The organism is Nocardia pneumoniae NBRC 100136 (genome assembly GCF_000308755.1).
GTDB lineage: Bacteria > Actinomycetota > Actinomycetes > Mycobacteriales > Mycobacteriaceae > Nocardia > Nocardia pneumoniae.
This window is the reverse complement of sequence record NZ_BAGF01000013.1, coordinates 1-26,609: the sequence shown is the minus strand read 5'-3', so window position 1 is coordinate 26,609 and position 26,609 is coordinate 1. Positions and strand designations below refer to the sequence as shown.

The 26,609-nt window shown below is 69.4% G+C and carries 2 protein-coding genes; both read right to left on the bottom strand.

Translation table 11 applies throughout. The features are described 5' to 3' along the window. Positions 1-194: 194 nt before the first annotated feature. On the bottom strand, positions 195-16,940 hold the full coding sequence (locus ON34_RS03280; protein WP_051022107.1) for a non-ribosomal peptide synthase/polyketide synthase: 16,746 nt from the start codon (positions 16,938-16,940) through the stop codon (positions 195-197). Positions 16,941-17,233: 293 nt separating this feature from the next. Beyond that, the coding region (locus ON34_RS03275; protein WP_040774049.1) for a non-ribosomal peptide synthetase at positions 17,234-26,609 on the bottom strand (9,376 nt) is incomplete at its 5' end.

Sequence of the window (26,609 nt, the reverse complement as noted above, 5' to 3'; positions counted from 1 at the left end):
GCAGGCCGCCGCGCCGGGTCTGTCGACGTATCAATTTCGCACCTTCGCTTCGTCTCGAGATTCGCTCTGCATGCCCCACGCGCCGGGGTGGAGCCCTGGACACCACGCCCGACCATACGGCCTATGTAGTCGTGACAACAGGGGACATTGTTACCGCACCGTTGCCCCATCATGCCCGAACCGATTGGATTCGATCATGACCGGTCCAGGTTCGGTAGAGTTTCCCACCCTCGGGGACGGAGTAGTTCGGACAACTGAGGACCGATCTGCGCCAAAGCTTCCGGAGAAGTCATCTGGTCGTGCGCGACGGCGACGGGATGATCGTCGACCGGGCCGTCGACGTACGGTTGCCAGCCGGCCGCCGCGGTGTCGTGCCCGGCCGCGCTGAAATAGTGCAGGCGACCACGGAAGACCTGCGGCCTGTGCTCGGCGATCAGCTCGGCCGAGCGCACCGCGCTGCGGTAGATCCGGCGCACCCGCTCCGGTGTGAGCACCGCCATGTCCGGCGGGATCGTGGCGTGCAACGCGGCGAGCGCGTCCTCGCTCAGATCGTGGATGTCGCCGTCGCCGGGCAGCAGCGCGTCCGCGCCGATGCCGAGTTCGGCCAGCGCCTCCCGGATCGCCGCCCGGAAGTCGGTGACGTCGATGTCCGGATGGCTGTCCAGCATGGTCAGCAGCCCGATCTCCTCGCCCGCGGCCTGCAACTGACTCGCCACGGCGTGCGCCAGCACACCGCCGAGCGACCAGCCGAGCAGGCGGTAGGGCCCGTGCGGCTGCACCGCGCGGATCTCGGCCACGTAGCGGCGCGCCATGTCGGTGAGCGACGCCGGTAGGTAGCCGTCTTCGGTCAACGCGGGCGATTGCAGGCCGAAGATCGGCGTGCTCGCGGGCACGTAGCGAGCGAGACCCGCATAACACCAGGACAATCCGTACATCGGGTGCAGACAGAACAGCGGCTGTTCCGCGGCCACGTCGTGCGGCACCATCGTCCGGATCGGCAGCAGCACCCCGAGCGCGGCATTCGAATCCAGGTCGTAGTCGTGGTCGTCGGCCAGCGCCGCGAGGATGCGGGCGGCCAGCGACGCCGGGGTGGAATCGGTGAAGAACCACTGCACCCGCACCTCGGCGCCGGTGAGCGCGCGCAGTCGGCTGACCGCGCGCGTCGCGACCAGCGAGTTGCCGCCCAGCTCGAAGAAGTCGTCGTCCATGCCGACCCGGTGTCCGTCGCCGAGGTCGAGCACCTCGCCGAACACGTCGAGCACGGTGCGCTCCAGCGGTGTGCTCGGCGCGCGGTACGGGCGCGCCGCCAGTCGCGGCGCGGGCAGCGCCTTGCGGTCGAGTTTGCCGCTGGCGTTCAGCGGGAGCTCGTGGAGCGCGACCACCGCCGAGGGCACCATGTAGGACGGCAGCGCGCCGCGCGCGTGCAGCAGCAGTGCCGCTTCGTCGATGGTCGCTCCGGGCACGGTGACCACGTAGGCGACCAGCCGGTCCCCGGTCGCGCCGCGCACCAGCGACACCGCCGCGTGCCGCACCTGCGGGTGGGCGACCAGCACGGTCTCGATCTCGCCCAGCTCCACGCGCTGGCCGCGCAGCTTGATCTGGAAGTCGCTGCGCCCCAGATATTCCAGCGCTCCGCCGCGCCAGCGCACGATGTCACCGGTGCGATAGAGCCGGATACCGCCGGTGTGGGCGACGAAACGCTCGGCGGTGAGGGCAGCGGCCCCGAGATAGCCGCGAGCGAGCTGGATGCCCCCGACATACAGCTCGCCTGCCGCGCCCGGCGGGACCGGCCGCAATTGCCGGTCGAGCACGTGCACGCGGGTGTTGGCCACCGGGACGCCGATCGGGATCGCCACCGCGGCGGTGTCGCGCACCGGATGGTCGGTGACCACGGTGGCTTCGGCGGGGCCGTACCAGTTGATCAGGGCCACACCGGGTGCGGTGGCGGCGAAGGTGGCCGCGGTCTCCCCGGACAGCGCCTCCCCCGCGGCGAACACCCGCCGCAGCGACGGGTACTGCGCGGCCGGGTTGGCCACCGGGTCGAGGAACGCCTCCAGCATCGAGGGCACGAAATGCACGGTTGTGACGGCGTTCTCGTTGATGACCCGGGCCAGGTAGGCCGGGTCGCGATGACCGTCGGGCGCCGCGACGACGATCGCGGCACCGGTCTGCAAGGGCCAGAACAACTCCCAGGTGGAGATGTCGAAGGCGATCGGCGTCTTGTGCAGCACCACGTCGCCGACGTCGTGCGGATAGGCCAGCTGAGCCCAGCGGAACTGATTGACCATCTGCCGGTGCGTGATCATCACGCCCTTCGGGCGACCGGTGGAGCCCGAGGTGTAGATGACGTAGGCGACGGTGTCCGGGTGCACCTGCTGCTGCGGCCAAGGCCCCTGGTAGGGAGGCAGATACAGGGTGTCGACGGCGACCACGGGAATGCCGGTCGCGGTGTCGAAGCCGTCGGCGGTGGTGGTCAGCGCGCAGATCGGGGCGGCGCTGTCGAGCACGTACTCGCTGCGCTCGGCCGGATGGTCCGGATCGATCGGCAGGTAGCCGCCACCGGCCCGCAGCACCGCGTAGATCGCGACGACCAGGTCGATGCCGCGCCGCATGGCCACGGCCACCAGCGTCTCCGGTCCGACACCCCAGCGCATCAGCTCGACGGCCAGCGACCGTGCGCGCGCGTCGAGTTCGGCGTAGCTGAGGGTGACATCGCCGTAGCGCACCGCCGGCGCGTCCGGCGTGCGGGCCACCTGCGCGTCGAACAGCGACAGCAGCGTCGCGTCGTCGAGCAGTTCCGGCGCGTCGGTGGCGTTGCGCGCGGCCAGCTCCGCGCGCTCGTCGTCGAGCAGCACGTCGATCTCGCCGACCCGCGCCTGCGGTGTGGTCACGAAGCGGCCGATCAGCGCCGAGAGCCGCTGGGCGAGTTTCCGTGCCGCGGGTTCGTCGAACAGGTCGCGGAGGTACTTCACCGAGACGCGCAGCTGGCTGTCCAGCACCACCATCACGGTGATCGGGTAGTGGGTGCCGTTGACCGCGCCGACGCCGGTGACGCTCATGCCGTCGATGGCGCTGGCCTGGTCCAGTCCCTCCCGGTCGACGGGGAACGACTCGAACACCACGAGCGAGTCGAACAACCCTTCCACCCCGATCGCGTCCTGGATATCGCTCAGGCCCAAATAGTGGTGATCCAGCAGCGCGGCTTGCTCGGCCTGCAACTGCCGCAGCAGGCCGCCGAGGGTCAGGGTCGCGCCCAGTCGCACCCGAACCGGGATCGCGTTGAGGAACAGGCCGACCATCGCCTCGACGCCGTCCAGCTGCGGCGGACGCCCGGACACGGTGGCGCCGAAGACCACGTCGTCGCGATCGATGCTGCGCCCGATCAGCAGACCCCACGCCGCCTGCACCACGGTGTTCACCGTGACGCCCAGACCGGAGGCGAGCCGGGTCAGCGCGGTGGTGTCGGCCTGGGACAGTTCGAAACCGACTTCGCCGACGCCCGCGGAGATCTCGCGTCCCGGGTCCACCGGCGCCAGCGGTGTCGGCTCGGTGATTCCGGCCAAGGCGGTGCGCCACGCCGCGCGCGCCGCCTCCGCGTCCTGCGCCACCAGCCAGGCCAGGTAGTCGCGGTAGGACGGCACCGTCGGCAGGTGCCGCGAGTTACCGCCCAGCGCGTACAGCGTCAGCAGGTCCTTCATCAACAGCGGCATGGACCAGCCGTCGATCAGGATGTGGTGGCTGGTCACCAGCAGGTGGTAGGCGCCGGGGCCGGTCCGGATCAGCGCGAACCGCAGCAGCGGCGCGGTCCGCATGTCGAAGTGGTCGGCCAGATCGGCCGCCTTGATCCGCTCCAGCTCGGCCGCGGCCGCGGCCGGTTCCAGCGGCCGCAGATCGATCAGCCGCCACGGCACCTCCACCGAATCCTGCACGATCTGCACGGGATTGCCCTCGCTGTCGTCGGCGAAGGCGACGCGCAGGTTGTCGTGCCGATCCAGCACGGCCTGCGCGGCGGCGTGCATCCGGCGGCCGTCCACCGCGCCGCTGAGCTCGAGCACGAACTGGGTGGTGTAGACGTCCACCGAGGACTCCGCGAGCAGTGCGTGGAACAGCATGCCCGATTGCAGCGGCGTGACCGGCCAGGCGTCGGACAGGTCCGGGTAGGCGCGACTGAACCGGTCGATGTCGGGCTGCTTCAGCCGCACCAGCGGGAAGTCCGATGGCGTGAATCCGCCCGCGTCGGGCCGCAATCCATGTTCGGCGAGGCCGCCGAGCGCGCGAATCCAATGCTCGGCGAAGACCTTCGCGTCCTCGCCGCGGAACGCCGCCGCGGCGAAATCGAACCGGGCCAGCAGGCCGTCGTCGGTGGCGTCGACGGTCAGCACGAGCAGCAGGTCGTCGGAGGGCAGGTCGGTGTGCACCCGGGCCGGGCGCAGATCCCGGTAGCGCAGCGCGAACCGGCCGCGGCCGAGTTCGCGCAGTTCGGCGGCGGTGTCGGCGTTGAGGTAGCGCAGCAGGCCGTAGCCGACGCCACGCGCGGGCACCGACCGGCGCAGCTCCTTGATCTGCGCGATCGCGGTACCCGCGGCGGGGCCGCCGATCAGGGCGTCCTCGATGTCGATTCTGGTCAGCCGCAGCGGAAGCGGATACTCGGTGACGAAGCCGCCGACCATGTTCTCCGCGTCGGCGTGGCTGGCCGCGCGGCCGTCGGCGGGCAGACGCACGACCGAGCCGATCGCGCGCGTCACGGTCTCGCCCGCGGAGGTCCGCAGCGCCAGGGCCAGCGCGGTGAGCAGGATGTCGTCCACCCCGGTGTGATAGGCCTCGGCCGCGGCGGCGACGGCCTCCGCGCCCTCCGCGGTGATGGTGAGCGAAACGCGGCTGCGTGCGCGCAGATCCCGGCCATCGGCGCCCGCGCCTTCCGGGATGGTGCCGAGAGCCCGTCGCCACCAGTCCATTTCGGCGACCGTGGCCGGATCGTGCGCCTTGGCCGACAACGCGCGAATGAGCATGCCCACGCCGGATTCCGGCGCGGCGGGCGCGGCGTGGCGGGCCCGGTTCCAGCTCGCCGTGAGCTGGTCGACGATGACGCGCCAGGAGACGTCGTCGACCACCAGGCTGCTGGCCACGACGATGAGCGTCGAGCGGGCCTCGGGACCGCCGGTGAGCACGAAGTGGATGTTGCGGCCCTGTTCCGGGTCCAGCGCCGCCGCGGCCGCCTGAACCACGTCATCGATCGGCAGCGAAGTCTCGCCGCGCCGCGGGTCCAACCGGCGGAACGCCTCGCCGGTGCGCTCGGCGACCGGTGGGATACGCAGCATCGGCACGCCGTCGTCGTACTCCACCCGGACCCACAGCATCGGGTGCTGGTCGAGCAAGGCGGCCACCGCGCCGCGCACCGTCTCGGCGGAGCAGGTCTCCGGGACGTCGAGGGCGATGGCGCGCACCTCGATGCCCTGCTCCAGCATCCGCGCCGCTTCCGCGGTGAGGGGCAGCTCGCCCGCCTCGTCACCGGGGCCGCCCTCGACCGCGGCGGCGCGGGCCAGCGCGGCGACGGTGCGGCATTCGAAGACATCGCGCGGCGTGAACGTGACGCCGCGGGCGCGGGCGCGGGAGACCACCTGGATGGACACGATGCTGTCGCCGCCGAGAGCGAAGAAGTCGTCGTCCAGACCGACCCGGTCGATGCCGAGCACGTCGCCGATGACCTCGGCGATCACCACTTCGGCCGGGGTCAGCGGCGCGCGATAGGCGCGGGTTTCCATGGCCGGTTCCGGCAGCGCCTTGCGGTCCAGCTTGCCGACCGGGGTCAGCGGGATCGCGTCGAGCACCATGATCGCCGCGGGCACCATGTACTCCGGCAGCGTGCGCCCGATTCGCCCGGCCAGCGCGGCCGGGTCCACCGTCGCGTCCTGGGCCGGGAGCACGTAGGAGACCAGCATCGTCGCGCCGGAACCGGATTCGCGGCCGAGTGTGACCGCGAAGTCGACTTCGGGCTGGGCCGCCAGCGCGGCGTCGATCTCACCGAGCTCGATACGGAAGCCGCGCACCTTCACCTGGAAGTCGTTGCGGCCCACGTACTCCACGACCGGCACGCCCTCGGCCCGACGCCAGCGCACCAGGTCGCCGGTGCGGTACAGGCGCTCGCCGGGCGCGCCGTACGGGTCGGCGACGAACCGCGCGGCGGTCAGTCCCGGGCGCGCGTGGTAACCGCGGGCGAGCTGGATGCCGCCCAGATACAGTTCGCCCGCGACGCCTTCCGGCACCGGGCGCAGCCTGCTGTCCAGCACCAGCGACCGCATACCGCGGATCGGACCGCCGATCGTCACGGCTTCGCCGGGCCGCAGCGGGTCACTGATATTGGTCATGATGGTGGTTTCGGTCGGCCCGTAGCCGTTGTGGAAAGCGCGCTCCGCCGCGCCTGTCCACTTGGCCGCCAGGTCGGCGGGCACCACTTCGCCGCCCGCCACGATCGCCCGCATTCCCGTCAGCGCGTCCGGGTCGAGCGAGGCGAGCACGGACGGTGTGAGGAAGGCGTGCGTGACGTCCTCGGCGCGAATCAACCTGGCCAGTTCCTCGCCGCCGAAGGTCAGCGGTGGCGCCACCACCAGCGCGCCCGCGGCACCGATCGCGAGCAGCAGTTCCAGCACCGACGCGTCGAACGACGGGGACGCGAACGCCAGTGCGCGCGTGGACCGATCGAGCCGGTAGCGTTCCACCTGCTCGGCGCTGAAGTTCGCCAGGCCCGCGTGGGTGACCACGACGCCCTTGGGCAGACCGGTGGAGCCGGAGGTGTAGATGACGTACGCGGCGTTGTCGGCGCGCAGCGGTCCGCGCAGTTCAGCGGGCCGCAGCGGCCGGTCCGGCCGCGACGCGACGTCGAAGGTGAAGTCGGGATCGTCCAGGGCGACCCAGCCGCCGCGGGCCAGGGCGGGCAGGTCGACCAGCTCGGCGGTGAGCGTCACGCCCAGCGCGACGCCGGAGTCCGCGACCATGTGCGCGATGCGGTCGGCGGGATAGGTCGGATCGATCGGGACGAACGCGGCGCCGGTCTTGGCGACCGCCCACAGCGAGAGCACGTATTCGCCCGAGCGCCGGATCGCGATGGCTACCGCCACGTCCGGTCCCGCGCCGCGGTCGATGAGCGCGCGCGCCAATTGCGCGGAGGCGGCGTCGAGTTCGGCGTAGCTGAAGCTGCGGCCTCCCGCGACCACGGCGGCCCCGGCCGGGTTCGCGGCGACGGCGGCGGCCATCAGGTCCGGCAGCGTGCTCGGCGGCACCGCGGGCCCGCCGGTGCGCGTGATCAGATCGACGCGCTCGGAGTCGTCCAGGATCTCCAGATCGCCGACGGCGGTGGCCGGGTGCCGTGCGACGGCGGCGAGCATGCGGCGGAACCGGCGGCCGAACCCGGCTACCGTCCGCTCATCGAAAAGATCACGAGCGTACGTGAATTCGGCGGCGAGACCGGCTTCGGCGCCCGACTCGGTGCGCTGCTCGCGCACGGTGAGCAGCAGATCGAACTTGGCGGTGTCGGCGGACGCGTCGAGCGCGGTGAAGCTGAGCCCGGGCAGCTCGAAGCTGGTGGCGGCGAGGTTTTCGAACGACAGCGCCACCTGGAACAGCGGATGGCGACCCGCCGAGCGCTCCGGGTCCAGCGCCTCGACCAGACGCTCGAACGGGATGTCGGCGTTGGCGAAGGCGCGCAGATCGGTTTCGCGGTTGGCGGCCAGCAAATCGGTGAAGCCCAGACCGGGCGTGACCCGGGTGCGCAGCACCAACGTGTTGACGAACATGCCGATCAGATCGTCGAGTTCGGCTTCGCCGCGGCCCGCGACGGGGGTGCCGATGGCGATGTCCTCGGTGCACGACAAGCGAGACAGGAAGATGGCGAAGGCGGTGTGCACCACCATGAACAGCGTGGCGTTGTGCTGTCGCGCCAGCTCCGCCAGCGCGGCGTGCACGTCCGCGTCGACGACGAAATCGGTTTTGCCGCCCGCGAAGGACTGGGCGGGCGGGCGGGGGCGGTCCGTCGGCAGGTTCAGCTCGTCGGGCAGGTCGGCGAGTTCGGTCTTCCAGTAGGCCAATTGCGCGCCGGCGAGCGAGTCGGCGTCGTCATCGGCGCCGAGCACCTCGCGCTGCCACAGCGCGAAGTCGGCGTACTGGATGGGCAGCGGCGACCAGGACGGGGCCTCGCCACCGCCGCGCGCCGCGTAGGCCACCATCAGGTCCCTGGTCAGCGGGCCCATCGACCAGCCGTCCGCGCTGATGTGATGCGCGACGAACACCAGCACGTACTCGGTGCCCGCGAGCTGGAACAGCTTGGCGCGGAACGGGATCTCGCTGGTCACGTCGAAACCGGCCGCGACGATCCGCTGCACTTCGTGGGCGACGTGCTCGTCGCCGATCTGCGCGGGGGCCAGATCCACCGGCACCTCGTGCGGCGCGAGCACCTGCTGCACCGGGCCGTCCGGCGTCTCCGGGTAGACCGTCCGCAGGATCTCGTGGCGCGCGACGATATCCGCGACCGCCTGCTGCAACGCGTCGACGTCGAGGTCACCGGACAGGCGGATCGCGGCCGGGATGTTGTAGACCGAGGCCGAGGTGTCGAACTGGTTGAGGAACCACATGCGCTGCTGCGCGAACGACAGCGGGATGCGGTCGGGCCGTGGCCCGGCGACCAGCGGAGTGCGCTTGCGCTCACCCGGGGCCCGTTCGATCTTGATCGCCAAACCGGCGACAGTGGACGCCTCGAACAGCACCCGCACCGGGACCCGGGTGTCCAGCGCAGCGCCGATCCGTGCGGCGACCTGCGTCGCCAACAGCGAGTTACCACCGAGCGCGAAGAAATCGTCATCGGCACCGACACGCTCGACACCGAGCACTTCGGCATAGACCGCGGCGACGATTTCCTCGATCGGCGTCGACGGCGCACGGAAAGCCTGAACCTCGAACTCCGGCTCCGGCAACGCCTTCCGATCCAGCTTGCCGTTGACATTCAACGGCAACGCATCCAACACCACGAACGCCGACGGCACCATGTACGACGGCAGCGCCGCCGACAGCGCGGACTTCGCCCCCGCCACGTCCACATCGCTGTCAGCTGGGACGAGATACGCCACCAGACGATCACCGGTCTTCGGATCCGACTTCGCGATCACCGCCGCCTGCGCGACCTGCCGCAAGGCCAGCAGCGCGGCTTCGATCTCACCCAGCTCGATACGGAAACCACGAATCTTCACCTGGAAATCCGTACGACCCCGATACTCCAGCTCACCCGCGCTCGTCCAGGCGACCAAGTCACCCGTGCGATACATCCGCGCACCCGACTCGAACGGATTCGCCACAAACCGATCAGCCGTCAAATCCGCCCGACCGCAATAACCCCGCGCCAACTGCGCACCAGCCAAATACAACTCACCGGACACACCCACCGGAACCGGGCGTAGTCGGCTGTCGAGCACATAGACCCGGCTGTTCCACTCCGGCGCACCGATCGGCACCGACACCTCGTCGGCCGCGGTGACCCGGTGGCTGGTGATCGACACCGCCGCCTCGGTCGGACCGTACAGGTTGAACAACTCGGTACGCGGATGCTCCCGCAGCAACCGCTGCGCCACCGCACCCGGCAGAGCTTCACCGATCGCCAACACCCGTCGCGGCCACCAGCCCGCCGCCGCGTCACCCGCGGACGCCCGGTGCGCCAGCAGCGCATCGAGCATCGACGGCACCACATGCAACGTCGTGACCGACTCCCGCGCCATCAGCTCGTTCAGGTAGGCCGGGTCCCGATGACCATCCGGTGCCGCGATCACCAGCCGCCCACCGCACACGGCGGCCGACCAGAACTCCCACACCGACAAATCGAATGTCGCCGCCGTCTTCAGCAACACCGCGTCGTCGGGTGTCAGCTCGAATTCGGCGGTCTTCCACAGTAATTGGTTGACAACGGCGGCATGCGGCACGGCGACACCCTTCGGGCGGCCGGTCGAACCCGACGTGAAAATCACGTATGCCGTGTTCTCCGGCCGCAGCGGCGCGATCCGCTCGCTGTCGGTGATCGGCCCGCTCGCCATCTCGCTCAGCTCGAGGTCTTCCAGCCGCACCACGGGGGCGACATCGGTCTCGAAGGCGGACTCGGCATCGGTCAGCACGCACACAGGCTGAGCGGTCTCCAGGACGTACTCGGTCCGGTCCGCGGCTTGGCCGGGGTCGACCGGCACGTATGCGCCACCGGCCTCCGACACCGCGTACATCGCCACGACCAGGTCGATCGATCGGCGCAACGCCAGCGCGACCCGGGATTCGGGCCCGACGCCCAGCGAGATCAGGTGGCGGGCTAGGCGATTCACGCGGGCGGCCAGCTCGGCGTAGCTCAGCTCCGCGCGTTCGCCCTCGGGGCGGTCCGCGACCAGTGCGACCGCCGCGGGCGCCGCCGCGATCGATCGCCGCAGCAGCGATCCCAGCGTCGCGGCCGGTTCCACCGGGTGCGTCGTGTCGTTCCATCCGGCGAGGTCGGTGCGCTCGGTATCGGCGAGGATGTCGATGTCCCCGACCGGGACCGTCGCGTCGGCGACCACGGCGGACAGAACTCGCGCTAGTCGGTCGGCGAATCCCTGTACCGTTCTCGCGTCGAAAAGGTCCGTCGCGTAGGTGAAGAAGCCACCGATACCGGCGGGCGCACCCGACTCGTCATACGCATCGCCGACGATCAAGTGCAGATCGAACTGCGACACAGCCAAATCGGCGTCGACACCGGCCACCGTCAAACCGGGCAGCTCCAACGCGGTACGCGCGATGTTCTGGAACGACAAACCCACCTGGAACAGCGGATGACGCGCCGTCGACCGCGGCGGATTCAGCACCTCCACCAACCGCTCGAACGGCACGTCGGCGTGCGCGAACGCCTCGAGATCGATATCCCGCTGTCGCGCGAGTACCTCCGCGAACGAAACGCCTCGGTCGATCCGGGAGCGGAACACGACCGTGTTGACGAACATGCCGATCAGATCATCGAGTTCGCGCTCACCACGTCCGGCGACCGGCGTACCGACCGCGATGTCGTCCGAGCCGGACAACCGGGCCAGCAACACCGCGAAGGCCGTGTGCACCACCATGAACAATGTGGCGCCATGCGCACGGGCGAGGTCGACCAGTCCGGCATGCGTCGCCGCGTCGATCCCGACATCCACCCGCGCACCGGCCAGCGAAGCCATAGCGGGCCTGGGTCGGTCTACAGGCAACTCCAGCACGTCCGGCAGATCCGCCAACTGCGCACGCCAGAACCCGATCTGCTGGGCGGCGATCGACTCCGGATCGGTCTCCTCCCCCAGCACCGCACGCTGCCACAACGCGTAGTCCGCGTACTGCACCCGCAACGGCGACCACCCCGGCGCCGCACCCGAGGTGCGCGCCGCGTAAGCGGTCATCACATCCCGCACCAACGGACCCATCGACGACGCGTCGGCGGCAATGTGATGCACCACCACGGCGAGCACGTATTCGTTCGGCGCATCAGCGACGTCCAGCAGCCGCACGCGCACCGGCACTTCGGCCGTCACATCGAAGGGTGTGGCCGCGAGCGCATAGACCTCGCCAGCGACCTCCGCGGCGCCGATCGGGTGCGCCGCCACGTCCAGTGTCACCTGTCCCGCGGCCAGCACCACCTGGACCGGGCCATCCGGAGTCTCCGGGTACACCGTCCGCAGCACCTCGTGCCGCGCGACCACGTCGTGCAGCGCCGCGCCCAGCGCCCGCACGTCCAGCGCACCGGTCAACCGCAACGCGAACGGCAGGTTGTACGCGGCCGAACCGATCCGGTCGCCGGCGTCCGCGGACTGATCGAAGCGGTTCAGGAACCACATCCGCCGCTGCGCCAACGACAACGGCAACCGCTCCGGACGCGCGATACTGCCCAGCTCGACACCGCGCTCGCCATGTGCCCGCGACTCGATCGCCGCCGCCAGCGCCGCGACCGTTGGCGTCTCGAACAACGCCCGCACCGGCACCCTGGCGCCCACCGCGGCGCCCAACCGTGCCACCACCTGCGTGGCGACCAGCGAATTGCCACCGAGCGCGAAGAAATCGTCATCCGCGCCCACGCGCCCCAGCCCCAGCACCTCACCGAACACTCCCGCCACGATCTCCTCGACGGGCGTGACCGGCGCACGGAATTCCCGCGCGGTGAAGGTTGGTTCGGGCAGCGCCTTGCGGTCCAGCTTGCCGCTGGGATTCAGCGGGAACTCCGTCAGCGCGACGATCGCGGCCGGAACCATATAGGTGGGCAGCATTTCGCCGATCGCGGCGAGCAATGCGGCCTGCTCGATCGATTCGCCTGGCGCGGGAACCACGTACGCCACCAATTGGTCGCCCAGCGACGACGACGCGACCACCGCCACCGCCTGGCTGACCGACGGCTGCGCCAGCAACGCCGTCTCGATCTCCCCCAGCTCGATCCGCTGACCACGGAACTTCACCTGGAAATCGGTCCGGCCTAGATAATCGAGCCGCGGCGGCAGCTCCTCGGTCGCGGCGCGCCACACCACCAGATCACCGGTTCGGTACATCCGCTCACCGATGCCGAACGGGTTGGCCAGGAAGCGGTCGGCGGTGAGATCGGGACGACGCACATAACCGCGGGCCAATTGGTCACCGGCGAGGTAGAGCTCGCCAGGAACACCCGCGGGCACGGGTTGCAGGCGCGAATCCAGCACGTACACCTGGGTGTTCCACTGCGGCACACCGATCGGGACGGACCGCTTGTCGGCGGCCATGGCGGGCCAGTAGGTCACCGACACCGCCGCCTCGGTCGGGCCGTAGAGGTTGTGCACCGCCGCGTCCGACATCGCACGCACCGCGGCGACGGTCTCCGGCGGCAGCGCCTCGCCGATCACGAAGATGTCCCGCAGGCTGGGGCACGAACCGGGCGCGGTGTGCGCGGCGAATACCGTCAGCATGGAGGGCACGAAATCGGTGACGGTGACGCCATGTGCCGCAATGGTTTCCGCGACGTAGACCGGGTCGCGATGTCCGTCGTGGGTCGCGATGACGAGCTTCGCGCCCACGCGCAACGGCATGAAGTAGCCCCACAGCGACACGTCGAACGTGGTCGCCGTCTTTTGCAGGTACACGTCATCGGGATCGAGCGGATACGCCGCGAGCATCCAGCTGATCTGGTTCTGAATCGCATGGTGGGAGATCGCGACGCCCTTGGGGCGGCCGGTCGAACCCGAGGTGAAGATCACGTACGCCGGATGGTGCGGCAACACCGGACGCACCAATTCCTCGGCGCGCACCGGCGAATCGTCGAATCGATCCGGGTTCACGGCGTCCAGGAGCAAGACCGCGGTGCCTTCGGGCACGTCGACCGCGTCGGCGGAGGTGGTGAGCACGCAGACCGGCTGGGCGGTCTCGAGAATATGCGCGATGCGTTCGGCCGGATGATCCGGGTCCAATGGCACGTACGCCCCACCCGCCGTCACGATCGCGTACATCCCCACCACGAGATCCAGCGACCGCCGAACCGCCAAACCGACCAGCGACTCCGCGCCGACGCCCTGCGAAATCAGCAACCGGGCCAGACGGTTCACCCGCGCGTCGAACTCGCGATAAGTGAGTTCCGCGCCCTCGTGGACCACCGCGACCTCGTCCGCATACGCGTCCACGATCCGCCGATAGCCGTCCAGCAGTAGTTCTTCCGGCACCGGATACCGGGTGTTGTTCCATTCGAGCAGCATGCGCTCGCGCTCGGCCGGAGCCAGCAGATCGATCGCGCCGATCGGCTGATCCGGTTCCGCGGCGACCGTGGCGAGCAACCGCTGCAACCGCCAGGAGAACTCGGCGATCGTCGCCTCGTCGAACAGGTCGGTGGCGTAGGTGAACATCGCCGTGAACCCGGCGGCGTCGCCTTCCGCGCCCGGCACCACCGTCAATTGCAGGTCGAATTTCGCTACGGCAGCACCCAATTCCACCGTCCGCGCAGACAAGCCCGGCAGATCGATCTCCGGCCTGCTCATGTTCTGGAAGAACAGCGCCACCTGGAACAGCGGGTGGTGCGCCTGCGACCGCACCGGGTCCAGCACCTCGACCAGTCGCTCGAACGGCAGCTCGGCATGCGAGAACGCGGCCAGATCCGTCGCTTTCGCCTGCTCGAGCAGGGTGCGGAAGGACGCGCCCTGGTCGATCCTGGTGCGCAAAACCAGCGTGTTGACGAACATGCCGATCAGTCCGTCGAGTTCCCGCTCGCCGCGACCGGCGACGGGCGTGCCGATGGTGATGTCGTCTGTGCCGGTGAGCCGGGCGAGCAGCACCGCGAACGCGCTGTGCAGCACCATGAACTCCGAGGCGCCCGCACTGTGCGCCAGTTCGGCGAGTCCGCGGTGCACCGAAGCGTCCACCGCGAAGGTGTACTCGGCGCCCCGCCCGGACGCGACGGGCGGGCGCGGGCAGTCCGAGGGTAGGTCGATCCGGTCGGGAATGCCCGCCAGGGTGCGACGCCAGTACGCGATCTGCGCTGCCGCCACCGAATCCGGGTCGTTCTCGTCGCCGAGCACGGCGCGCTGCCAGAGCGTGTAGTCCGCGTACTGCACCGGCAGCGGGGCCCACGCGGGCTTCGCACCGTTGCGCCGGGAAAGGAAGGCGCTGAGCAGATCCCGCAGGAACGGCGCGACCGAGGCGCCGTCGGCTGCGATGTGGTGCACCACCACCACGATCACGTGGTCAGCTGGGCCGAGCTCGGCCAGCGCGATACGCAGCGGCACCTCGGCCGCGACATCGAAACCGGTCAGCGCCAATCCGCGCACCCAGTCCAGCAGTTCGTGCTCGGCGACCGGTTTCGGCGCGAGATCGGGCACGGCGCGGGAGGTGGGCACGACCACCTGATAGCCCGTGCCGTCCACCGCCGGATACATCGTCCGCAACGTCTCGTGACGCTCGATCACATCCGCGACCGCCGCCTGCAACGCCGCAACGTCCAACGCACCGGACAACCGCACCGCGAACGGAATATTGTCGGCGGCCGAATCGGTATCGAACTGATTCAGGAACCACATCCGCTGCTGCGCGGGCGACAACGGCACCCGATCCGGACGCTCCACCGCCACCAGCGCACGCCGGTCTCCCGCGCCCTTCATCGGCTCCAGCCGCGCGGCGAGCCCGGCGACGGTGGGCGTCTCGAACACCAGGCGGGCAGGCACCCGCGCGGCGATGGCGGCCCCGATCCGGGCCGCGACCTGCGTCGCGATCAGCGAATTGCCGCCGAGCTCGAAGAAGTCGTCGTCCGCGCCGACCGGCGCACCCGGACCGAGCAGTTCGCCGAACACCTCGGCCACCAGCTCTTCCAGCGGGCCGACCGGCGCGCGGTACATCTTGGTCTGCAAACGCGGCACCGGCAGGGCCGCGCGGTCCAGCTTGCCCACCGGCGTCAGCGGGATCTTCTCCAGCACCATGACCACCGTCGGCACCATGTGCGCGGGCAGGCTTTGCTCGGCGAAGGCGGCCAGTTCGACGGCGTCGGCGACCATTCCGGGCGCGGCGTGCACGTAGGAGACGAGAATCGTGGCGCCGCTGTCCAGGTCGTGCCCGACGGTGACGGCGAAGTCGACGCTCTGGTGCGCGGCCAGCACCGCGTCGATCTCACCCAGCTCGATGCGGAAACCGCGAATCTTCACCTGGAAGTCGTTGCGACCCAGATACTCCAACTCGCCGTCCGCCGTCCAGCGCACCAGGTCGCCGGTGCGATACAGCCGCGAACCGTTCGCGTCGAACGGGTTCGCCACGAAGCGGGACGCGGTCAGTCCGCGTCGTTCGTGGTAGCCACGGGCCAGCTGGGCGCCGGTGATGTACAGTTCGCCGACCACGCCGCTCGGGACGGGGACCAGGCGTTCGTCCAGCACGTATTCGGTGACGGCCCGGATCGGCGCACCGATGGTCACCGGCTCGCCCGGCACCAGCGGCGCGCTGATGTTGGTCATGATCGTGGTCTCGGTCGGCCCGTACCCGTTGAAGAACTCGCGGGTCCGCCCACCGGAGACCGGCAGCACCCAGCGCCGGACCAGTTCGGGCGGGCACGCCTCGCCACCGGCGACCACCACGCGCAGCTCGTCGAGCCCGGCCGGGTTCACCGAGGCGAGCGCCGCGGGCGTGACGAAGGCGTGGGTGACCGCCTCCCTGCGCACCAGGCAGGAGAACTCCTCGCCGCCGAACACAGTGGGGGAAGCGACCACCATCGTGGCGGCGCCACCCAGCGCGAGCAGCAGCTCCAGCACCGACGCGTCGAACGAGGGCGACGCGAAATGCAATGTGCGCGACGCACTCGTCACTCGATACCGGTCGCGCTGCTCCGCGCAGAAACTCGCCAGCCCCGCCTGGGTGACGACCACGCCCTTCGGTTTGCCGGTGGACCCGGAGGTGTAGATGACGTAGGCCGGATGTTCCGCCCGCAGCGGGCGCACTCGATCGGCGTAGGTCACCGGGTCGGCGGGAAACTCCTCCAGCCGCCGCGCGCACTCGGCGGTGTCGATGGACAGCCACTCCACCCGGTCGGGCAAGTCGGCGCGGACCTCGTCGACGGTCAGTCCGAAGACCGCGCCGGAGTCGACGATCATGTGCTCGACGCGATCGGCGGGGTAGTTCGGATCGACCGGGACGAATCCGGCGCCGGTCTTCGCGACCGCCCAGACCGCCACCACGGAGTCGATCGACCGCGGTATCCCGACCGCGACCAGGTCCTCGGGGCCGACGCCACGATCGATGAGCAGCCGGGCCAGGCGGGTGGACCGCTCGTCCAACTCGGCGTAGCTCAGCGTGGCCAGCGTGCTGGTGGCGTCGGCGAAGAGCACCGCGGTTCCGCTGGGGTTCGCCTCCACCGCGGTGGCCATGAGCTGCGGCAACGTGATGACGCGTGGTCGGCGGGTCCGGGTCGGGCGCACACGGGCCGGGCGGGTCATGCGTGCACCGCTCCCGCAGTCTCGTCATACCGCTGCCGGACCGCCCGAACCATCGAGATGCCTCACCCTGTCTGTTGTTGCCACGCACTCCCGCCCTCATGATCATCGAACGCGCGCATACCGATCGTTACGTAATCCGCCGCGGCACGGCCGAGCGCGACGGACCCACGAGCTCCCGGAGAGCGGGCGAGTGCTTGCGACGATTATTCCCTCCCGGCGCGGGATTGGTGTCGCGAAGCCGTCAGGGCCGGGCCCAGCGGTGGCCCGGCCCGGCGACAGGTGCGCCGCCGCGCCTACTCCGGCGGATCAAGCAGACCGGCGAGCTGGGGACCGATCTCGGCAAGCGCCTCGGGAGAGGCCATTTGCTGATGAGTCGCGTTGATCGGTCTGTCGATGATGTCCCCAGCCACATACGGCTGCCATTGGGTCGCTGCCGCGCGCAGATCGGCTTCGGTCTGCCCCGGGCCGCCGATACCGGCGCTGAAGTACTCGAGCGTGCCGCGGTACACCTCGGGGCGGTGTTCGGCGATCAGCTCGACCGAGCGCACCGCACTGCGGTAGATCCGCCGCAGCCGCTCCTTGGTCAGCACGGCCAGCTCGGGCGGGATCGACGCGTGCAACGAGTCCAGCGCCTCCTCGCTGAGCTCGTGGATGTCGCCGTCCTCGGAGATCGCGTCCCCGCCGATGCCGAGTTCGGCCAAGCCCTGACGGATCGTGCCGCGGAAGTCGGAGACGTCCACGTCCGGGTAGCTGTCCAGCATGGCCAGCAGCGACACCTGTTCGCCCGCCGCTTGCAGCTCGGTCGCCACCGCGTGGGCCACGACCCCGCCCAACGACCAGCCCAGCAGCCGGTACGGCCCCTCGGGCTGCACGGCCCGGATCTCGGCGACGTAGCGGCGAGCCATCTCGGTGAGCGAGCCGGGCAGGTACCCGTCTTCGGAAAGGGCAGGCGACTGGATGCCGAGGATGGGCTGCTCGGTGGGCAGGAACCGGGCCAGACCCACGTAGCTCCACGACAATCCGTACATCGGGTGCAGGCAGAACAGCGGATCCGCTGTCCCCTCCGCCCGGATCGGCAGCAGCACCCCGAGTCCGTCGTCCGGATCGGGGCCGAAGTCGTAGCCCTGCGCGATCGCCGCCTCGATCCGGGCGCTGAGTCCCGCGACGGTGGAATCGGTGAAGAACCACTGCACCCGGACCTCGGCGCCGGTCACCCGGCGCAACCGGCTCACCGCCTGCGTCGCGACCAGGGAATTGCCGCCGAGTCCGAAGAAGTCGTCGTCGAGGCCGACCTCGGCGACGCCGAGGACCTCGCCGAACACTCCGGCGACGGCCTGTTCCAGCGGTGTGCCCGGCGCACGGAATCGCGCCTGCTCGAGCACGGGTTTCGGCAGCGCCGCCCGATCGAGCTTGCCGTTGGCGTTCAACGGAAGCGCGGGCAGTTCGATGATCGTGGACGGCACCATGTACGACGGCAGCTCCGCCGCGAGAGCCGCGCCGAGCCGCTGGGTGTCGATGGTGTCGTCGGCGCCGACGACATAGGCGGCGAGGCGATCACCCGCGCTCGGATCCGAATGGGCGACCACCGCGGCGGCCGCGACCGCGTCCTGGCGCAGCAGCGCCGCCTCGATCTCACCGAGTTCGATGCGGAAACCACGGATCTTCACCTGGAAGTCCGTACGACCCCGATACTCCAGCTCACCGTTGCTGTTCCACGCCGCCAGGTCACCCGTGCGATACATCCGAGCACCCGGCTGGAACGGATTCGCCACGAAACGATCCGCAGTCAGATCCGGACGACCGAAGTAACCCCGCGCCAACTGCGCACCAGCCAAATACAATTCACCCGACACGCCGTCCGGCACCGGCCGCAGGCGGGAATCCAGCACGTAGACCTGGCTGTTCCACTCCGGGACACCGATCGACACCGATGTCTCGTCCGCGAGCGTGACCGGATGGCTGGTGATCGACACCGCCGCCTCGGTCGGCCCGTACAGGTTGTACAGCGCCACCTCGGGATTCGCGGACAGGAAACGCCGCGCGGTCGCGGCGGGCAATGCCTCGCCGATGGCGAGCACCCGCCGCAAGGACGCGGGCAGGCGGCCCTCCGATTCGGTCAGCAGCGCGTCGAGCATGGACGGCACCACGTGCAACGTGGTCACCGCGGCGTCGCTGATGAGGTTGTTCAGGTACGCCGGATCGCGATGCCCCTCGGGCGAAGCGATGACCAAACGGCCACCGGACACCGCCGCCGACCAGAACTCCCACACCGAAAGATCGAATGTCGCCGCCGTCTTCAACAGCATCGCGTCGTCGGATCCCAACCCGAACTCGGCTTGCTTCCACAGCAACTGGTTGACGATCGCGCCGTGCGAGACGGCGACACCCTTCGGCCGACCCGTCGAGCCCGACGTGAAAATGACGTATGCCGTGTTGGCCGCCGTCAGAGCGCCGCGGCGTTCCTCCGGAGCGATCGGCCCGTCCGCGTAGCCCGACAGGTCGAGTTCGTCGATGCGCGCCACAGCAGCCGCGGCGGACCCGTCAGCGTTCTCGATGACGGCGGCGTCCAGCGGGTCGCGGCTCGTCGTCAACACCAGCGCCGGGGCCGCGGTGGCGAGGATGTACTCGATCCGCTCGGCCGGATGGTCCGGATCGATCGGCACGTACACCGCACCGGCTTTGGCGACCGCGTACATGGCGACCACGAGACCGACCGAGCGGCCGATGGCCAGCGCCACCCGTGCTTCCACGCCGATGCCTTGCGCGATCAGGTACCGGGCCAGTCGGTTGACCCGACGGTCGAGCTCGTCGTAGGTGAGCGTGCCGTCGCCCTCCGCATCGGAGACGAGGGCGATGGCCCCGGGTGTGGCGGCGACCGAGGCCTCGAGCAACGACACCAGCGTCGCGGACGCATCGACCTGGTGGTCCGTATCGTTGCGGCCCGACACCAGCTCGGTCAGTTCGGTCTCGTCCAGCCACGGCAGATCACCCACCGGCAGCGTGGGATCCGCCACCGCGGCGCGGATGATCCGCGACAGCCGGTCGACGAAGTCCTGCACCGTGTCCCGATCGAACAGGTCGGTGGCGTAGGTGATGAAGCCACCGATGCCCGCGGGGTTTCCGTCCTCGTCGTAGCCGTCGGCGACGATCAGATGCAGATCGAACTGCGAGAGCTGGGTGTCGATGGCGACGGTCTCGACCGACAGATCCGGCAGTTCCAGCGTGGCCCTGGCCAGATTCTGGAACGACAGACCCACCTGGAACAGCGGATGCCGCGCGGTCGAGCGCACCGGATTCAGCACCTCGACCAGTCGCTCGAACGGCACATCCGCGTTGGCGAAGGCCTGGACGTCCGTTTCGCGCTGGCGGACCAGCAGATCCGCGAACGACTCCGCCGAGTCGACCCGGCTGCGCAGGACCAGTGTGTTGACGAACATGCCGATCAGCTCGTCCAGGACCGCCTCGCCACGACCGGCTATCGGCGTGCCGATCGCGATGTCCTCCGCGCCCGCCAAGCGGGACAACAGGACAGCGAACGCGGTGTGCACGACCATGAACAGGGTCGCGCCCTCGGCCCGGGCCAGCTCCAGCAGCGCCCGGTGGGTCTGCGCGTCGATCTGCACGCCGACCTTGCCACCGGCGAAGGACTGCATGGGCGGGCGCGGTCGATCCGACGGCAGATCCAACTGATCCGGCAGCCCGGCCAGCGCGGTCTGCCAGTAGGAGATCTGCTGGCGCGCGAGCGAATCCGCGTCGTCCTCGCTGCCGAGCAGCTCCCGCTGCCAGACGCTGAAATCGGCGTACTGCACCTGCAGTGGCGCCCAATCGGGTGCCGCTCCGTTCGAACGCGCCGTGTAGGCCGTCATCACGTCGCGCGTCAGCGGGCCGACCGACCATCCGTCCGCGCTGATGTGGTGCACGGCCATGGCCAGCACGTAGGCGCGCTCGGCTCCGGCATCGTCGATCTCGAAGAGTTCGACCCGCAGCGGCACGTCGCTGGTGACGTCGAAGATGGTCGATACCACCTCCAGCACGGCCGATTCGATGTCCGCGGCGGCGATCCTCCGCACGGCCAGCTCCGGAACAGCCTGCGCCGGGGGCAGGATCACCTGGGCCGGGCCGAAGTCCGTCTGCGGGTAGATGGTGCGCAGGATCTCGTGCCTGCCGACCACGTCCCCGATGGCGGCCCGCAGCGCGGGCACATCGAGGTCACCGGACAGCCGCACCGCGACCGGCACGTTGTAGGCCGCGGATTCGGTGTCGAACCGGTTGAGGAACCACATGCGCTGCTGCGGGAGCGACAGCGGGATCAGCTCCGGGCGCGGTCCGGCCACCAGCGCACGGCGTCCGCCCGCACCGGCCTGCTGTTCTACCTTCCGTGCCAGCCCGGCCACCGTGGCTGCCTCGAACAGCAGCCGCACCGGCACCTGCGCGTCGAGCGCCGCGCCCAACCGGGCCGCCACCTGGGTGGCCAGCAGCGAGTTCCCGCCGAGCGCGAAGAAGTCGTCGTCGCGGCCGAGGTAGCTGGACCCGTCCGAGAGCCCGAGCACGTCGGCGAAGGTGTCCGCGACGATCTGTTCGATCGGCGTGGTCGGGGCGCGGAACACCGCCTTCTCGAACGTCGGCTCCGGCAACGCTTTTCGATCCAGTTTGCCGACCGGGGTCAGCGGGATCTCGTCCAGCACCACGATCGCGGCGGGCACCATGTGCGACGGCAGCGTCCGCGCGGCGTAGTCGGTGAGCTCGGCGGAATCGATGGAGCGGCCCCCGGCGGCGAGCACGTAGGACACGAGCGTTTTCCCACCGGCGGTGTCGCGGCCGAGTGTGACCGCGAACTCCACATCGTCGTGGCTGCTGAGCACCGCGTCGATCTCGCCGAGTTCGATGCGGAAGCCGCGGATCTTGACCTGGAAGTCCGAGCGACCGACGTAGTCCAGTTCCCACTCCGACGCCGGAACCCGATCGCCGGTCCGCGCGGCCGGATCGGCGTACCACCGCACCAGGTCACCGGTCCGGTACATCCGACTCCCCGGCTCACCCCACGGGTTCGCGACGAACCGCTCGGCGGTCAGCCGCATGCGGTTGTGGTAGCCGCGGGCCAGGGCGCCACCGGCCAGATACAGCTCTCCTACGACACCGGGCGGTACCGGGTTGAGCCGCTCGTCCAGCACCAGCGCCGACATGCCCGGCACCGGCTTGCCGATCGTGATGTGTCGCCCCGGGGTCAAGGTGGCGAACGACGCGGTGATCGTCGCCTCGGTGGGGCCGTACCCGTTGATGTACCGCCGCCCCGGCTGCCATTTGGCCAGCAGCTCGGGCGTGGTGACATCGCCGCCGACCTCGACGACCTCGAAGTCGTCCAGCCCGTCCGGTGCGACCGTGCCGAGCAGCGCGGGCGTGGTCATCGCGTGCGTCACCGCTTCGGCCTGCAACAGCTCACCCAGATCCGAGCCGCCGAGAATGGTCGGCGGCACGATCACCAGCGTCGCCCCGTTGGCGAACGCGCACAGCCATTCCTGCACCGACACGTCGAAGCTCGGCGAGCAGACATGCAGGAACCGGTGGTGCGGCTCGACGCCGTACAGCTCGGTCGAGTACTCGGTCAGGCTGGCAAGCCCGGCGTGGGTGACCGTGACGCCCTTCGGCAGACCCGTCGATCCGGACGTGTAGATCACGTACGCCGGATGACCGGTCATCAGCGGGGCGATCCGGTCCGCGTCGGTGACCGGCGTCGCGGGCTTGTCGGCCAGCAACTCGTCGGTGGCCGGGTCGTCCAGCACCAGCCATGCGACATCGTCGGGCAACCGGTCGACGTACTCGGCGCCGGTGAGCCCGATGACCGCGTGGGAATCGGTCACCATGTGCCGCACCCGATCCGCCGGATAGGCCGGGTCGACCGGCACATGCGCGCCACCGGCCTTGGCCACCGCCCACACGGCGGCGACCATCTCGTACGACCTCGGGAAGGACACCGCGACCAGCTTCTCCGGTCCGACGCCACGATCGATCAGCACCCGCGCCAATCGAGACGAGTACTCGTCGAGCTTGCGATAGGTGATCGACCGGCCCCGGTCCCGGACCGCGATCCGCCCCGGGCTGGACTGCGCACCGCGGGTCAACAGATCCGGTAGCAAGCCAGGCGTCAGCACGTGCTCGCCGTGCACGCGGGTCAGCGACGCGCGCTCGGCGTCGTCCAGCAGCGGCAGATCACCGACCGCGCGGTGCGGCGCGGTCGTGATTCCCTCGAGCAGCCGGGTGAACCGCTCGGCGAACACTCGCACCGTGGCGTCGTCGAACAGGTCACGAGCGAAGGAGAACTCCGCATACATGCCCGCGCCGTCGCCGTTGTCGCCTGCCTCCCGGATCGTGAGCGACAGATCGAACTTCGCGGTCTCGACATCGAAATCGACGGCCTCGACCCGTAATCCGGGCAGTTCGAAGCCGGAATTCGGCAGGTTCTCGAACGACAGCAGCACCTGGAACAGCGGATGCCGCGCGGTGGAGCGTTCCGGGTTGAGGATTTCCACCACCCGCTCGAACGGGATGTCCGCGTGCGCGAATGCCTCCAGGTCGGCGTCCTTGGCCCGCGTGAGCAAGTCGCCGAAGGCGTCGTCGCCCCGCACCTGCGTGCGCAGCACCAAGGTGTTGACGAACATGCCGATCACGTCGTCGAGTTCGGCCTCGCCGCGACCGGCGATCGGCGTGCCGATGGCGATGTCACCGGTGCCGGACATGCGGGCCAGGAACAGCGCCAGCGCGGCGTGCACGACCATGAACATGGTGGCGTTGTGCTCGCGAGCCAAGCGGGCGAGTCCCGCGTGCACCTGCGCGTCGATCGTGAAACCGATCTTGCCGCCCGCGAACGACTGCGCGGCCGGGCGAGGCCGATCCGTCGGCAGATTGAGCTCGTCGGGCAGATCGGCCAGCGCGGTGCGCCAGTAGTCCGCCTGCTGCGAGATCAGACTCTCCTGGTCGCCTTCCGCACCGAGGACCTCGCGCTGCCAGATGCTGAAATCCGCGTACTGCACCGGCAACGGCGCCCAACCGGGTGCCGCGCCGCCGCTTCGGGCGGCATAGGCCAGCATCAGATCACGGACCAGCGGCCCCATCGACCAGCCATCCGCGCTGATGTGGTGCGCGACGAACACCAGGATGTATTCGGTTCCGCTGAGCTGGAACAACTCGGTGCGGAACGGAACCTCCACCGTCACGTCGAAACCTGCGACGACAGACCGTTGCACTTCTTCGGCAACGCGGTCCGCGCCGAGCGGCACCGGCGTCAGGTCGACCGGAACCTCGCGTGGTTCCAGGATCCGTTGCACCGGTCCATCGGAGGTCTGCGGGTAGATGGTGCGCAAGATCTCGTGACGCGCGACCATATCCGTGATCGCCGATTGCAGTGCGGCGACGTCGAGGTCGCCGGTCAGCCGGACGGCTACCGGGATGTTGTTGACCGCCGAAGCGGTGTCGAACTGGTTGAGGAACCACATCCGCTGCTGCGCCAACGACAACGGGATCCGCTCCGGACGCGGACCAGCCACCAGAGCACGACGCCCACCAGCACCCGCATGCTGCTCCACCTTCGCGGCCAAACCAGCCACGGTCGAGGCTTCGAACAACACCCGCACCGGCACCCTGGCATCCAACGCCGCACCGATTCGCGCGGCGACCTGCGTCGCCAACAGCGAATTACCACCCAGACCGAAGAAGTCGTCATCCGCGCCGACACGCTCGACACCCAACACCTCAGCGAACACCGAGGCCACGATCTCCTCGATCGGGGTCGACGGGGCACGGAAGGCTTGAACCTCGAACTCCGGTTCCGGCAACGCCTTGCGATCCAGCTTGCCGTTGACATTCAACGGCAGAGCATCCAACACCACGAACGCCGACGGCACCATGTACGACGGCAAACCCGCAGTGAGTTCGGACTTCACCTGCCCCACATCGACACCCGCTGCGGCATCGGCCGCGACCAGGTACGCCACCAGCCGGTCACCGGTCTTGGGATCGGACTTCGCGATCACCGCCGCCTGCGCGACCTGCGGCAACGCCAACAGCGCCGCTTCGATCTCACCCAGCTCGATACGGAAACCACGAATCTTCACCTGGAAGTCCGTACGTCCCCGGTATTCGAGTTCGCCGGTGGCGTTCCACGCGACCAGGTCACCGGTGCGATACATGCGCGCACCGGGCTGGAATGGGTTGGCCACGAACCGGTCAGCGGTCAGATCCGCACGACCGAAGTAACCGCGGGCCAGCTGTGCGCCCGCCAAATACAGCTCACCGGAGACACCGTCCGGCACCGGACGCAACCGCGAGTCCAGCACATAGACCTGGCTGTTCCACTCCGGCACACCGATCGACACCGACGTCTCATCGGCCAGGGTGACCCGATGGCTAGTGATCGACACCGCCGCCTCGGTCGGACCATACAGGTTGAACAACTCCGTACGCGGATACTCCCGCAGCAACCTCTGCGCGACCGCACCCGGCAATGCCTCACCGATCGCCAACACCCGCCACAACGAATTCGGCATCCCGGCCGTGATCAACGCATCCAGCATCGACGGCACCACATGCAGCGTGGTCACCCACTCCCGAGCCATCAACTCGTTCAGATACGCCGGATCACGATGACCATCCGGTGCGGCGATCACCAGCCGACCACCACACACCGCAGCCGACCAGAACTCCCACATCGACAAGTCGAACGTCGCGGCTGTCTTCAACAGAATCGCGTCCGCGGCGTCGAGACCGAACTCGACGGACTTCCACTGCAACTGATTGGCAATCGCACCGTGCGGCACCGCCACACCCTTTGGACGCCCCGTCGAACCAGACGTGAAGATCACATACGCCGTATTCTCCGGCCGCAACGGCACCACACGATCCGCATCAGTCACCGGCGAAGCATCGACCTCATCGAGTTGGAGTTGGTCGATCCGCACCACCGGCGCGACATCCGTCACGAACTCCGCGTCCGCATTGGTCAACACACAGACCGGTGCCGCGGTCTCGAGGATGTAGTCGGTCCGATCGGCCGGATGACCCGGATCGATGGGAACATACGCCGCACCGGCTTTCGCGACCGCGTACATGGCGACCACGAGATCCACCGACCGGCGCAGAGCCAGCACTACCCGGTCCTCGGCACCGATCCCCCGCCCGAGCAGATTGCGCGCCAGTCGATTGACGCGAGCATCCAACTCGGCGTAGGTCAACTCCACGCGCCCGGCGTCTGCCGGAGCATCACCGACCAGTGCCACGGCCTTCGGATCAGCGGCGACGGTAGCGTCCAGCAGCGACACCAACGTCGCGGACGTGTCCACCGCCTGCTCGGTCGCATTACGCCCGGAGATCAGCACGGTCCGCTCGGCCGCGTCCAGCAGCTCGAGATCACCCACCGGCGTACGCGGCGCGGCGATGATCCCACCGAGCAGACGCGCGAACCGATCCACGAAACCCTGCACCGTCTCGTGATCGAACAGATCCGTCGCATAGGTGAATACACCGGTGACGCCAAGAGGCTCACCCGCATCGCTGTAGTGGTCGGCTGCGATCAGGTGCAGATCGAACTGCGACAACTCGGTATCGATATCCAACCCCGACACACTCAGACCCGGCAGCTCCAACGCCGCCTGCGCCAGGTTCTGGAACGACAAACCC

Coding starts and splice junctions, on each gene's coding strand:
- ON34_RS03280 (WP_051022107.1), bottom strand. CDS start 16,940: ATGACCCGCCCGGCCCGTGTGCGCCCGACCCGGACCCGCCGACCACGC.